This window comes from Amycolatopsis sp. WAC 04169 (assembly GCF_003947535.1).
GTDB lineage: Bacteria > Actinomycetota > Actinomycetes > Mycobacteriales > Pseudonocardiaceae > Amycolatopsis > Amycolatopsis keratiniphila.
The window spans coordinates 376566-391889 of sequence record NZ_QHJI01000004.1 but is presented as its reverse complement, the minus strand read 5'-3'; the positions used below and the strand labels follow the sequence as shown (position 1 = coordinate 391889).

General features: G+C 72.3%; 2 protein-coding genes. Both read left to right on the top strand.

Annotated elements, in window-relative coordinates; all coding sequences use genetic code 11:
- The first annotated feature begins 3 nt into the window (after positions 1-3).
- A complete protein-coding gene (locus DMC61_RS11000) occupies positions 4-5211 on the top strand; it encodes a type I polyketide synthase (RefSeq protein ID WP_125688959.1) in 5208 nt (1735 codons plus the stop codon).
- A 309-nt stretch (positions 5212-5520) separates the two neighbouring features.
- On the top strand, positions 5521-15312 hold the full coding sequence (locus DMC61_RS10995) for a type I polyketide synthase (protein WP_370456400.1): 9792 nt from the start codon (positions 5521-5523) through the stop codon (positions 15310-15312).
- Positions 15313-15324 lie beyond the last annotated feature (12 nt).

Sequence of the window (15324 nt, the reverse complement as noted above, 5' to 3'; positions counted from 1 at the left end):
CCCGTGTCGGGCGATGAGAAACTGCTGGAGAACCTGAAGTGGGCGACCGGCGAGCTGCGGCGCGCGCGGCGCAGGCTGGTCGAGCTGGAGGAGGCCGGGCACGAACCGATCGCCGTCGTCGGGATGAGCTGCCGCTTCCCCGGCGGGGTCCGCTCGCCCGAACAGCTGTGGGACCTGGTCGCCTCCGGGACCGACGCGCTGTCGGAGTTCCCCGGTGACCGGGGCTGGGATCTGGGCGGGCTCTTCGACCCGGACCCCGACACCCCGGGCAAGACCTACGTCTCCGAAGGCGGATTCCTCTACGACGCCGGGGATTTCGACGCCGCGTTCTTCGGCATCTCGCCGCGTGAGGCCCAGGCGATGGATCCGCAGCAGCGGCTGCTGCTCGAAGCGGCGTGGGAGGTGCTCGAACGCGCCGGGATCGACCCGGCGACCCTGCGTGGCAGCCGGACCGGCGTCTTCGCCGGCGTCATCCACAACGACTACACCGGCGTGCTCACCGACATCCCGCCGGAGCTGGAGCCCTATCTCGGCAACGGGAACTTCAGCAGCGTCGCGTCCGGCCGGATCGCCTACACCCTCGGCCTCGAGGGCCCCGCGGTCTCGGTCGACACGGCGTGCTCGTCTTCGCTGGTCGCACTGCATCTCGCCGCGCAGTCTTTACGTCGCGAGGAATGCACGCTCGCCCTCGTCGGCGGGGTGAACGTGATGACCCATCCCGCCGCGTTCGTCGACTTCAGTCGTCAGCGCGGACTGGCCGCCGACGGCCGCTGCAAGGCCTTCGCCGACGCGGCCGACGGCACCGGCTGGGGCGAAGGCGTCGGAATGCTGCTGGTCGAACGGCTTTCCGACGCCCAGCGCAACGGCCACCAGGTCCTCGCGGTGCTGCGGGGCAGCGCCATCAACCAGGACGGCGCGTCGAACGGGCTCACCGCGCCGAACGGCCCCGCTCAGCAGCGGGTCATCCGCCAGGCGCTCGCCGACGCCCGGCTCTCGCCGGGGCAGGTGGACGTCGTCGAGGGACACGGCACCGGCACCACCCTCGGCGACCCGATCGAGGCGCAGGCGCTGCTGGCGACCTACGGCCAGGACCGGGAACGCCCGCTGCTGCTGGGCTCCCTCAAGTCGAACATCGGGCATACGCAGGCCGCCGCCGGGGTCGGCGGAGTGATCAAGATGGTGCAGGCCATCCGGCACGGGATCGCGCCGCGCACCCTGCACGTCGACGCTCCCTCGTCGCATGTGGACTGGTCAGCGGGCGAGGTCTCCCTGCTGACCGGGGAACAGCCGTGGCCGGAGACCGGGGAACCGCGCCGGGCCGGGGTCTCGTCGTTCGGGATCAGCGGTACCAACGCGCACGTGATCCTGGAGCAGGCGCCGGCCGTCGAAGCCGAGTCTCTTGTGGACACTCGTGTGCTCGACTCCGCGGTCTTGCCGTTCGTGCTTTCCGGCCGCAGTGAAGAGGCTTTGGCCGCCCAGGCGTCGAAGCTGGCCGCACATCTGACCGGCGAGCCCGCGCCGAAGGCCATCGCGCGAGCCCTCGCCGACACACGGTCGGCGTTGCCGCACCGGGCGGTCGTACTCGCCGAAGACCTCGGCGAACTGCTCGGCGGCCTGCGTTCCCTCGGTGAGGGCGAACCCGCCGCACGAGTCGTGACCGGTGCCGCCGAGTCGGGTAAGACCGTCTTCGTGTTCCCGGGTCAGGGTTCGCAGTGGGTGGGGATGGCGGAGGAGTTGTTGTTGTCGGCTCCGGTGTTCGCGGAGTCGATGGCTGAGTGTGAGGCGGCTTTGTCATCCTTTGTGGACTGGCGGTTGTCCGATGTGTTGTCGGATGCGGCTGCGTTGGAGCGGGTTGATGTGGTGCAGCCGGTTTTGTTCGCGGTGATGGTGTCGTTGGCGCGCCTGTGGCGGGCGTGCGGAGTCGAACCCGCGGCCGTGGTGGGTCATTCGCAGGGTGAGATCGCTGCGGCGTGTGTGGCGGGTGCGTTGTCGTTGGATGACGCTGCGCGTGTGGTGTGTTTGCGGAGTAAAGCGATTCTGGCGTTGTCGGGTCGTGGTGGCATGGTGTCGGTGGCTGCCTCGGAGGATCGTGTTCGGGAGTTGTTGCCGGAGGGTGTGTCGGTGGCGGCGGTGAACGGCCCGTCGGCGGTGGTGGTGTCGGGTGATGTCGTGGGTCTGGAGGCGCTGGTCAAGCGGTGTGAGCTGCTGGATGTGCGGGCGAAGCGGATTCCGGTGGATTACGCGTCGCATTCGGCGCATGTGGATGCGATCGAGCGGGATGTGGTGTCTGCGTTGGCGGGTATTTCGCCGCAGGCGCCGGTGATTCCGTTCTACTCGACGGTGACCGATGAGCTTCTGGAATTGGATGCTGGGTATTGGTTCCGGAATCTGCGGGGGACGGTGCAGTTCGCGCGGACGGTGGATCGGTTGCTGGAGGACGGTTTCCGGTTCTTCGTGGAGACGAGTCCTCATCCGGTTCTGGTTCCGGGGATCAGTGAAGATGCCATCGCGTTGGGGAGTTTGCGTCGGGGTGAGGGGGGTGCGGAGCGGTTCGTCGCTTCGCTGGCCGAAGCCCACACGCAGGGCCTGAGTCCCACGTGGTCCGCCGTGCTGCCGCCCGCCGAACGGGTCGACCTGCCGACGTATGCCTTCCAGCACAAGCGGTTCTGGCTCGAAGCGGGCGCCGCGAGCGGGGACGCGTCGGCGTTCGGGCAGACGGTGGTGGACCATCCGCTGCTCGGCGCCGCCCTGCCGCTCGCGGACGGCGACGGCCTCGTCCTCACCGGCCGGATCTCGCCGGACACCCAGCCCTGGCTCGCCGACCACGCCGTCCTGGACATCGTGCTCCTGCCGGGGACGGCGTTCGTCGAACTCGTCCTGCGCGCGGGGCGGGAGGCAGGCTGCGACGGCGTCGACGAACTGACCTTGGAAGCGCCGCTCGTCCTCGACGGGCCCGTCGCGCTGCAGGTCGTGCTCGGGGAGCCCGATGAGCGCGGCCGTCGTGCCGTGTCCGTGCACTCGCGGCCGGAGGATTCCGACGAACCCTGGACCCGCAACGGTCAGGGCACGCTGTCCGCAGGCACTCCCGCGACGGTTTCACTCGCCGAGTGGCCGCCACCCGGCGCCGTCGAAGTGCCGGTGTCCGATCTCTACGACCGTTTCGCCGAACTCGGCCTCGCCTACGGTCCGGTGTTCCAGGGGCTGCGCGCGGCTTGGCGCCAGGGCGACGACGTGTTCGCCGAGGTCGACCTGCCCGAGGGGGAGGAGGCGGACCGCTTCGGCGTGCACCCGGCCCTGCTCGACGCGGCCCTGCACACCCTCGGGCTCGGGGCCCAGGACGAGACCGTGCGGCTGCCGTTCACCTGGTCCGGCGTGACCCTCCACGCCACGGGCGCGTCGAAACTCCGGGTCCGGCTCACCCCGACCTCCGACGGCGGCTCGCTCACCGTGGCCGACGAGACCGGCGCCCCGGTGCTGACCGTCGGGGAGCTAGGTCTGCGCCCGATTTCCCCGGCCCAGCTCGGACGCCACCGGGATTCGCTGTTCCGGCTCGACTGGGTCCCCGCTCCGGTGGGGCCGGCGCCGGAAGAGCCGGTGGTGTGGCGCTGCCCCGAAGGCGAACTGCGGCCGGTTCTGGAGGAGGTCCTGAAGCGGATCCAGGCCGATTCGACGGCCACGACCGTCGTGCTCACCTCGGGCGCGGTGGCGAGCGCGTCGCCGGATCCGGTGACGGCCGCGGTCTGGGGTCTCGTGCGGTCGGCCCAGGCCGAGCATCCGGGCCGGTTCGTGCTGATCGACGCGCGGACCGAGGACGAGGTCCGCACCGCTTTGGCGACCGGGGAAGCGCAGGTCGCCGTCCACGACGGCAAACCGCTGGTACCCCGCCTCGCGCGGGTGGCGGCCGCCGACGCGGGCGAACCGGACTGGACGCCCGACGACGTCGTGCTGATCACCGGTGGCACCGGACGGCTCGGGCAGGCGTTGGCCCGGCACCTCGCCGTCCGGCACGGCGTGCGCGGACTGGTGCTGACCGGGCGAACGGGCGGGGGCGCGGAAGACCTGGTCGCGGACTTGGCGGAGCTGGGCACCCAGGTCACCGTCGCGGCCTGCGACGTCGCGGACCCGGACGCGGTGCGCGCGCTGCTGGCCGCCCACCCGGTGACCGCGGTGGTGCACGCCGCGGCCGTGCTCGACGACGGCCTCGTCGACGGCCTGACTCCGGAGCGGCTCGGTACCGTGCTGGCGCCGAAGGCCGACGGCGCCCGCGTGCTGCACGAACTCGCCGGACCGGTCCGCCGGTTCGTCACGTTCTCCTCGGCGGCCGGCGTGTTCGGCAACCCGGGGCAAGCGGGCTACGCCGCGGCGAACGCCTACGCCGACGCTCTGATGCTCCAGCGTCGTGCCGAGGGGTTGCCCGGTGTGTCCCTCGCCTGGGGATTCTGGGCGGAACGCAGCAAGCTGACCGGCGAACTCGACGACACCGACGTCCGCCGGATGGCCCGCGCGGGTGTCACCGCGTTGTCCACGGAGGAAGGCCTGGCGCTGTTCGACGCCGTCGTGGCCGGCTCGGACGGGCTGCTCGTCCCCGCCAAGATCGACCTGACCGCCTTCCGGGGCCGCCCGGCCGCCGAGATCCCCGCTCTGCTGCGCGGCCTGGTGCGCGTTCCCGCGCGACGGGCTGGGGAGGCGTCGGGCACGGCCGAGGCGCTGAAACGCGACCTCGCCGGGAAGCCGGAGGCCGAACGCGTCCGGCTGCTGGAGGAGATGGTGCGCGTCCGGGTGGCGGCCGTGCTCGGGCACGAGTCGGCCGACGCGATCGCCGGGGACCGCGGATTCCTCGAACTGGGCTTCGACTCGCTGACCGCGGTGGAATTGCGCAACCGGCTCGCCGAGGCGACCGGACTGCGGTTGCCGCCCACGCTCGTCTTCGACCGGCCCAACGCCGGAGCGCTCGCGGCCTACCTGGCGGCCGAACTGGCCACCGAGACCGCCGGACCGGGCCTCGACGCCGAACTCGACCGGTTCTCCGCCGCGCTGACCGCGGCCGACCCCGGAGAGGCCGAACGGGCCCGGCTGGCCGCCCGGCTGCGGGCCCTTCTCGGCACACTCCAAGGCGGGGAAGACCCGGCCGCGGAAATCGACGGGAAACTCGAATCGGCGGACGACGAGGAAATGTTCGCCTTCATCGACAATGTGCTTAAACCTTCTTGAGTGGTAAGAATGGTTTCGGCATGTCGCGAAAGCCACTTTCGGGACGTCACATGTCTCGAAAGTGGCTTTCGCGACACAGGCCCAGGCGGAGGATCGACCGGACGCGCGTGGGCTGAAGGCTCCCTTCACCGCGTCTGATGCGGCGAAAGGAGCCTTCACCCCGGCCGGATACGGTCTCGAAAGTGCCCCTGGTCGTCGCCTATTCCCTAAGGGGACGTAGGGGCGGCTAGGGGTTGTCCGCCTCTTCGCAGCTCACCTAGCTTTTCTTCGAGTGGCATTTCGTTTTTCCCGGCGCGAAGAGGTTGGCTACTGATGCTGAACGAGGAGAAGCTGCGCGACTACCTCAAGCGGGTGTCGGCCGACCTGCATCGGACCCGGGCCCGGCTGCGGGAGGCCGAGGCGCGGGAGCACGAGCCGATCGCGATCATCGGGATGGCCTGCCGGTACCCGGGCGGCGTCCGCGGCCCGGAGCAGCTGTGGGACCTCGTGGCCGCGGGCACCGACGCGGTGGGCGGCTTCCCCGCCGACCGGGGCTGGGACGTCGAGGCCCTCTACGACCCCGACCCCGCCCGGCACGGCAAGACCTACACGCGCGAGGGCGGTTTCCTCTACGACGCCCACGAGTTCGACGCCGCGTTCTTCGGCATCAGCCCGCGCGAGGCGCTCACCGTCGACCCGCAGCAGCGCCTCCTGCTGGAGACTGCCTGGGAGGTCTTCGAACGCGCCGGGATCGATCCGCTTTCCGTGCGCGGCAGCCGGACCGGCGTGTTCGCCGGGGTGATGTACAACGACTACGGCTCCAGGCTCGACCCCCGCGCCGAGGAACTGCGCGAGTTCGAGGGATACCTCGGCAACGGCAGCGCCGGGAGCGTCGCCTCCGGCCGGGTCGCCTACACCTTCGGCCTCGAAGGTCCCGCCGTCACCATCGACACCGCGTGTTCGTCTTCGCTGGTCGCGCTGCATCTCGCCGCCGAGTCGCTCCGGCGCGGGGAGTCCACGCTCGCGCTGGCGGGCGGGGTGACCGTGATGGCCTCGCCGGAGACCTTCGTGGAGTTCAGCCGTCAGCGCGGGATGGCGCCCGACGGCCGCTGCAAACCCTTCGCCGACGCGGCCGACGGCACCGGCTGGGCGGAGGGCGCCGGGATCCTGCTGCTAGAACGGCTTTCCGACGCCCGTCGCCACGGGCATCCGGTCCTCGCCGTGGTACGCGGCACCGCGGTCAACCAGGACGGCGCGAGCAGTGGACTGACCGCGCCGAACGGTCCGTCGCAGCAGCGGGTGATCCGTCAGGCGCTCGACAGCGCCGGCCTCGCGCCGCACCAGGTCGACGTCGTCGAGGCGCACGGCACGGGAACGACCCTGGGCGACCCGATCGAGGCGCAAGCACTACTCGCCGCGTACGGACAGGAGCGCGCCCGTCCACTGTGGCTCGGTTCGCTGAAGTCGAACGTCGGGCACACCCAGGCGGCCGCCGGGGTCGGCGGCGTGATCAAGATGGTCCAGGCGATCCGGCACGGGGTCGCCCCGATGACCCTGCACGTCGACACCCCGACGTCCAAAGTGGACTGGGAAGCGGGCGCGGTCGAACTGCTCACCGAAGCCCGCCCGTGGCCGGAAACCGGCGAACCGCGCCGCGCCGGGATCTCGTCGTTCGGCGTCAGTGGTACCAACGCGCACGTCATCGTCGAACAGGCGCCGGAGATCGAGCCCGCCGAACGCGACGGCGAATCGCCGGTCGGCGATGAGGTGACGCCGCTGGTCCTGTCCGCCCGGAGCGCCGAAGCCCTGCGTGCGCAGGCCGCCCGGCTGCGTGAACACCTTCGCCTGACGGACTCCTTAGCCGACACCGCCTTCTCGCTCGCGACGTCCCGTGCCGCGCTGGAATACCGCGCCGTCGTCGTGGCCGATGCGGAAGCGTCGCTCGACGCCTTGGCTGCCGGCGCGCCTGCGGCAGGGCTGGTCGAAGGTATCGCTTTGCCGCCGGGCAAGGTCGCGTTCGTCTTTCCCGGGCAGGGCTCGCAATGGGCCGGGATGGCACTGGAGCTCGTGGACTCCTCGCCGGTCTTCCGGGCCGCAATGATCGACTGTGAACACGCTCTTTCGTCCTTTGTGGACTGGAAACTCACCGACGTGCTCGGCGACGCGACGGCGCTGGAGCGCGTCGACGTCGTCCAGCCCGCCCTCTTCGCGGTCAACGTGTCGCTGGCGGCGCTGTGGCGGGCGTGCGGGGTCGAACCCGACGCGGTCACCGGGCACAGCCAGGGTGAGATCGCCGCTGCGTACGTGTCCGGCGCGCTGTCGCTGGCCGACGCCGCCAAGGTCGTCGCCTTGCGGGCCAAGGCCATCCTCGCGCTTTCCGGTGCCGGGGGCATGGTCGCGGTCGCCCTCGGACGCGACGACGTGCTCCCTCGGCTGACGGAGTGGGGCGACCGGATCGCCGTGGCCGCGGTCAACGGACCCGCGTCGGTCGTGGTCTCCGGAGACCCAGAGGCGCTCGACGGGCTCGTCGCCGCCTGCGAGGCCGACGGCGTTCGTGCCCGCCGGATCCCGGTGGACTACGCCTCGCATTCGCCGCAGGTGGACGTCCTCCTCGAGGAATTGCTCGGCCTGCTCGACGGCGTCGAGCACCACGCGTCCACGGTGCCGTTCTACTCGGCGGTGACCGGGGAACCCCTCGACACGGCGGGCCTGACCCCGGAGTACTGGTTCCGGAACCTGCGGGCCACCGTCCGGTTCGACCGGTCCGTCCGGCGGCTGCTCGACGACGGTCACCGGTTCTTCGTCGAAACCAGCGCGCATCCGGTGCTGACCGGCAGCGTCACCGAAACCATCGAGGAACGGGGCGCCCAGGCGGTCGCGCTCGGTTCGCTGCGTCGTGACGAGGGCGGCCTCCGCCGGTTTCTGACGTCGCTGGCCGAGGCACACGTGCGCGGCCTCCGTCCGGATTGGGCCGCGTTGTGGCCCACTGCCACCAGGGTCGACCTGCCCACCTACGCCTTCCAGCGGGTGCCGTACTGGCTCGACGCCGCCGTCGTCCGGCAGGGCGGGACGGAGGCCGAACTGCGCTTCTGGGCGGCCGTCGACCAGGCCGACACCGGCGCGCTCGACGCCACCGTGCCCGCCGGGGAGGGAGCCTGGGACGCGGTGCTTCCGGCGCTTTCGGCCTGGCGCCGTTCCGGTCTCGAAAAGTCCACAGTGGACAGCTGGCGGTACCGGATCGACTGGGTCCCCGCCACCGGGACGGCTGCGGCCACCCTCGACGGGACGTGGCTGCTGGTCGCCCCGCCCGGACCGGTGCCGCCTGTCGTGGAGGCGCTCACCCGCCTCGGTGCCCGTGTCCTGCTCGCGGGCCCCGATGACGAACTGCCGCACGAGCCGGTCGACGGCGTGCTTTCCCTGCTGGCACTGGACGAACGGCCGCATCCGGAACACCCGGTGGTACCCGCCGGGCTCTCCGCGACCACGGACCTCGTCCGCAAGCTCGCCGACCTCGACGCTCCATTGTGGATCGTCACCACCGGCGCGGTCGCCGTCGGCCGGTCGGAGTCCCCGAACGCGCAGGCCGCCGTCTGGGGCCTCGGCCGGGCGATCGGTCTCGAACACCCCGAACGCTGGGGCGGCCTCGTCGACCTTCCGGGGGAACTCGACGAACGCGCCGCGGCCCGGCTCGCCGGGGTGCTCGCCACCGGCCACGAGGACCAGGTCGCCGTCCGGTCGTCCGGGGTCTACCTGCGGCGGCTCGTGCGGGCGCCGCTCGGGGACGCCGTCGCGCCGGAATGGCGGCCGCGCGGGACCGTCCTGGTCACCGGCGGCACCGGTGCGGTGGCCGCCCACGTCGCGCGGTGGCTCGCCGGGAACGGCGCCGGGCATCTGGTGCTCACCAGCAGGCGCGGGGCGGCGGCCGAGGGTGCGGCGGAATTGCGTGACGAACTCGCCGGTCTCGGTGCGCGGGTGACGTTCGCCGCCTGCGACGTCGGCGATCGTGACGCACTGGCCGCGGTGCTGGCCGAGCATCCGCCGAACGCCGTCGTGCACACGGCGGGGGTCGGGACCACCGCGTCGCTCGCCGAGACCGGCCCGGCGGAACTCGCCGACGCGCTCGCCGCCAAGGCAGGCGGTGCCGCGCACCTCGACGAACTTCTCGAAGGCACCGAACTGGACGCCTTCGTGCTCTTCTCCTCCAACGCGGGTGTCTGGGGCGGCGCCGGGCAGGGTGCCTACGGCGCCGCGAACGCCGCCTTGGACGCGCTCGCCGAACGCCGTCGTGCCAGGGGGCTGCCCGCCACCTCGGTGGCGTGGGGCCTGTGGGGCGGCGGCAGCGGACTGGCCGGCCAGGACGACGTCGACCGCTTGCGCCGGCTCGGGCTGGCCGCGATGGACCCGGCGCTCGCCGTGTCCGCGCTCGTCCAGGCCGTTTCGCACGACGAGACCTTCGTCGCGGTCGCCGACGTCGATTGGGCGCGGTTCGCTCCCGGATTCGCCCTCGCCCGGCCCCGGCCGCTGCTGGACGCGTTGCCCGAGGTCCGCGAGGCGCTGTCCGCCGACACCGCGGGACAAGGTGGCTCCGAATTCGCCGCCGGACTGCTCGCCGCCCCGGAGGCCGACCGGGCCCGTATCGTGCTCGACCTGGTCCGCGAGCAGGCCGCCGCCGTCCTCGGCCACGGTGGCGCCGCCGCCGTCGAGCCGGACCGGGCCTTCCGCGACCTCGGTTTCGATTCCCTGACCGCGGTCGAGGTCCGCGACCGGCTGGCCGCCGCCACCGGGCTGCGGCTGCCCGCGACCCTCGTCTTCGACCATCCCGCGGCGGCCGCGCTCGCCGGGCACCTCGTCGCCGAACTCACCGGCGACGTCACCGGGACCGCGACCGCCCCGGCCGTGGCGGTGACCGACGACGAGCCGATCGCGATCGTCGCGATGAGCTGCCGGTTCCCCGGCGGGATCACGGATCCGGAGAAGTTCTGGGACTTCGTCGCGGACGGCGGGGACGCGATGGCCGCCTTCCCCGGCGACCGCGGCTGGGATCTCGACGCGCTCTACGACCCGGACCCCGCGCACCTCGGCACCACGTACGCCCGTGAAGGCGGCTTCCTCGACGACGCGGGCGGTTTCGACGCGGGGTTCTTCGGGATCTCGCCGCGTGAGGCGCTGGCGATGGACCCGCAGCAGCGGCTGTTGCTGGAGACGTCGTGGGAGGCGTTCGAACGCGCCGGGATCGACCCGGCGACCCTGCGGGGAAGCGCGACCGGCGTCTTCGTCGGCGCCTCCTTCCAGAACTACGGCCTGGATGCCGCCGACGCGCCCGAAGGCACCGAGGGCTACTTCCTCACCGGAACCGCCACCGCCGTCGTCTCCGGCCGCCTCTCCTACACCTTCGGGCTGGAAGGCCCGGCGGTGACGATCGACACCGCGTGTTCGTCTTCGCTGGTGGCGCTGCATCTCGCGGCGCAGGCCCTGCGGCGCGGCGAATGTTCGCTGGCGCTGGCGGGCGGGGTGACCGTGATGGCCAACCCGGCCGCGTTCGTGGAGTTCAGCCGTCAGCGCGGGCTCGCGCCGGACGGGCGCTGCAAGGCGTTCGCCGACGCCGCCGACGGCACCGCGTGGTCCGAGGGCGCCGGAATCCTTCTGGTCGAACGACTTTCCGACGCACGCCGCCTCGGGCACCCCGTACTGGCGCTGGTGCGCGGTTCGGCCGTGAACCAGGATGGCGCGTCGAACGGGCTGAGCGCGCCGAACGGGCCGTCACAGCAGAGGGTGATCCGGCAGGCGCTGGCGAACGCCGGATTCGCACCGTCCGATGTGGACGCCGTCGAGGCACACGGCACCGGAACCAGCCTCGGCGATCCGATCGAGGCACAGGCCTTGCTCGCCGCGTACGGCGGGGAACGCGAGCACCCGCTGTGGCTCGGATCGGTCAAGTCGAACCTGGGGCACACGCAGTCGGCGTCGGGTGTGGCGGGCGTGATCAAGATGGTGCAGGCGATCCGGCACGGTGTCCTGCCAAGGACCCTGCACGTCGACGCGCCGACCACGGAGGTGGACTGGACGACGGGTGACGTCCGGCTGCTCACCGAACCGGTGGACTGGCCGGACACCGGACGTCCGCGCCGGGCGGGCGTCTCCTCTTTCGGTGTCAGCGGGACCAACGTGCACACGCTGATCGAAGAGGTCCCGGAGAGCGCGGCGCCTCCCGCCGGCGGGGACACGTGGGCGCCGTGGGTGCTCTCGGCCAAGACCGAGGAAGCGTTGCGGGCACAAGCTTCCCGGCTGCGCGCGCAACTGGAAGAGCACCCCGGGGCCGACTCCGACATCGCGTACACGCTGGCGACCGCCCGTGCGGGACTGGAAGTCCGGGCCGCGGTGACCGGGCCGGACCGTCTGCGCGAGCTGGCCCTCCTCGCCGAGGGGACGCCGAGCGCGGCGGTGCTGCGCGGCGCGCTCACCGCCGGGGCGCCGGGGTTCCTGTTCACCGGTCAGGGCAGCCAGAAACCCGGGATGGGCGCCGAACTCGCGGCCCGCTTCCCGGTGTTCGCCGCCGCGTTCGACGAGGTGTGCGCCCATCTGGACCCGCACCTCGGGGTCTCGTTGCGCGAAGTCATCGAAACCGGGCGAGTGCACGAAACGGCGTTCGCGCAGTGTGCCCTGTTCGCCGTCGAGGTCGCGCTGTTCCGGCTGCTGGAGAGCTGGGGTGTCCAACCCGCGCTGCTGCTCGGGCATTCGGTCGGTGAGATCGCGGCCGCGCACGTCGCCGGGGTGCTGTCGCTCCCGGACGCGGCCACGATGGTCGAGGCGCGCGGCAGGCTCATGGGCGCCCTGCCGTCCCGCGGTGTGATGATCGCCTTGCAGGCCACCGAAGACGAGGTGACGCCGCTGCTCACCGAGTGCGTGTCGCTCGCCGCGGTCAACGGACCGGAAGCGGTGGTGCTGTCCGGGGACGAGGACGCCGTCGTCGCTGTCGTGGACCGGTTCGCCGATCGCAAGAGCAAGCGGCTCGTGGTCAGCCACGCGTTCCACTCGCCGCTGATGGAACCCATGCTCGCGGACTTCCGCCGTGTCGTGTCCGGGCTTTCCTTCAGCGAGCCGCGGATCCCGGTCGTGTCCACGGTGACCGGCCGCCCCGATCCCGGAATCGCCTCACCCGGCTACTGGGTGCGGCACGTCCGCGAGGCGGTGCGGTTCCACGACGCGATCCGGTTCGCCGAGGCCGAGGGCGTGCGCGCCTTCGTCGAACTCGGCCCCGAGGGTGTCCTTTCCGCCATGGCCAACGACTTCCTCGAAGACACCGTGCTGATCCCGACCCTGCGCGGGGAACGTCCGGAGGTCGCCGCGCTGGCGACCACGCTCGGCCGCCTGCACGTCCACGGCGTCGGGGTCGACTGGGCGGGTGTGTTCGACGGCGTCCAGGCGAGCCGGGTCACGCTGCCCACGTATCCCTTCGAACATCGGCACTTCTGGCTGGCGAGCACCGGCACGACCACGGGCGACGCGGCCGCGTTCGGGCTCGGCGAGGCCGGGCACGCGCGGCTCGGCGCGGCCGTCCCGGTGCCCGGCGGGAGCGGGATCTCTTTCACCGGAAGGCTTTCCCTGCGGACTCAGCCGTGGCTCGCGGAGCACGTCGTGCTCGGCACGGCCTTGCTTCCCGGCACCGCGTTCGTCGACCTCGCACTGCACGCCGGTGACCGCGCCGGCTGCGGAACCGTCGCCGAGCTGACCCTGGAAGCCCCGTTGGCGCTGCCGGAAAGCGGTGACGTCCGGCTGCACGTCACCGTCGGCGAGCCCGGCGAGGACGGCGGGCGCACGATCGAGATCCATTCCCGTGCCGGGTCCGCCGCCGACGACGAACCGTGGACGCGGCACGCCACCGGTCTCCTGGCCCCCGGAACCCCTGCTGCGAGCGGGAATCTGGCCAGCTGGCCTCCGGACGGCACCGAGCTCCCGGTCGGGGATTTCTACGCCCGGCTCGACGGCACCGGGTTCGAGTACGGGCCGTTGTTCCAGGGCCTGCGCGCGGCGTGGAAGGCCGGGGACGACGTCTACGCCGAGGTTTCGCTGCTCGAGGACCGCTCCCGTGACGCCGAAGGCTTCGGCGTCCACCCCGCGCTGCTGGACGCCGCGCTGCACGCGTCGAAGCTCCGGCTGGAGGGCGACAGCGAGGGACCTTTCCTGCCGTTCACGTGGAAGGGTGTCTCGCTGGCCGCGACCGGGGCGCGGACGTTGCGGGTGCGGCTGTCCTCGCCCGCTCCGGACACGATCTCGCTGCTGCTCGCCGACGGCGAAGGCGCTCCGGTGGCCACGGTCGATTCCCTGGTCTTCCGCCGGGTTTCGCCGGAGCAGCTCGGAAACCGGCAGGGGAGCGGCTCGCTGTTCCACGTCGAGTGGACCGAGGTGCCCGCCGAGGAAGTGTCCACAGAGGACGTCAGGGTCGGCGCCGGAGAGTCCTATGTGGACGTCGCGGCACTGCTTGCCGCCGAGACGCCCGAAGTCGCGCTGCTGGTCTGCCCGTCCGGGGAGACGGCCGAGGCGGTGCACGACGCGACCGCGTGGGCGCTGCGCCAGGTGCGGGACTGGCTCGCCGACGAACGACTCGACGCGCACCGGCTCGTCCTGCTGACCGACGGTACCGACCTGGCCCAGGCCGCGGTGCGGGGACTGTTCCGGTCGGCCTCGTCCGAACACCCCGGCCGGTTCGGTATCGCCGAGACCACCGGGGATCCGGTCCGGGTGTCGGCCGACGAGCCCGAACTCCGGCTGGAGAACGGTGTCGCGTACGCGCCGAGGCTGGTCCGCAAGGCCGCCGCGGCCGCTTCGGTCGCGCTCGATCCCGGCAAGACGGTGCTGGTCACCGGCGGTACGGGAGCGCTCGGCGCGCTGGTGGCCCGGCATCTGGTGGCCGCGCGCGGCGTGACCCGGCTGCTGCTGATCTCCCGGCGCGGGCTGGAGGCCGAGGGCGCCAAGGACCTGGTGGCGGACCTGACGGCCGCGGGTGCCGACGTCACCGTCGAGGCCTGCGACGTCGCCGACCGCGCTGCGCTGGAAGAGGCTCTCGCCGGGCACGAGCTGACCGCCGTCGTGCACACGGCCGGCGTGCTCGACGACGGTCTGGTCGATTCGCTGACCCCGGAGCGGCTGGCGAAGGTGCTGCGGCCGAAGGTCGACGCGGCGCTGAACCTGCACGAGCTCGCGGGTGACGTCGAGGAATTCGTGCTGTTCTCCTCGGCATCGGCCACGTTCGGCAATCCCGGGCAGGCGAACTACGCGGCGGCCAACGCCTTCCTCGACGCGCTCGCCCGCCACCGCCACTCCCAAGGGCTTCCGGCCACGTCGCTCGCCTGGGGACTGTGGGCGACCGACGGCGGAATGACGGGCGAACTGAGCGACACCGACCTGGCCAGGATGGGCCGCACCGGTATCGCCGCGCTGACCCCGGAAACCGGGCTCGCCCTGTTCGAAGCGGCGTCGGGTGCCGGTCCGGTGGTCCTGCCGATGGCGCTGACGCCGTCCGCACTCCGCGACGTGGAACCCGCGATGTTGCCTCCGTTGCTGCGCGGACTGGTACGGACGACCTCCCGGCGTGCCGCGTCCGCTCCCACCGGACCGGTGTTGCAGGACAGGCTCGCGGGCCTGACCGGAGCCGAACGCGACGACGCGGTGCTGGAGGTGGTGCGCGAGCAGGTCGCCGCCGCGCTCGGCCATGCGGGCGCCGGGGCGATCGATCCGGGCAAGGGCTTCGTCGAACTCGGGATGGATTCGCTCAGCGCGGTCGAACTGCGCAACCAGCTGTGCGCGCTGAGCGGGCTGAAACTCTCGACGACGGTGGTGTTCGACCACCCCAACCCGGCCGCGCTCGCCGGGCACCTCGCGGCCGAACTGCCCGCCGAAGGGGTGGCCACCACCGCGTCCGTGCACGCCGGGCTCGACCGGCTCGAAGCGCTGCTGGCCACCGCCGCCCCGGCGAACGGGGACCGCGCCGGGGTCACCGCGCGCCTGCGCACCCTGCTGGCGGCGTGGACCGGCGAGCCCGCCGCCGAGGCCGACGACTCGCTGGAGTCGGCCACCGCGGACGAACTGTTCGACCTTCTCGATCACGAACTCGGCGCGTCCTGACCCGCCTGATAC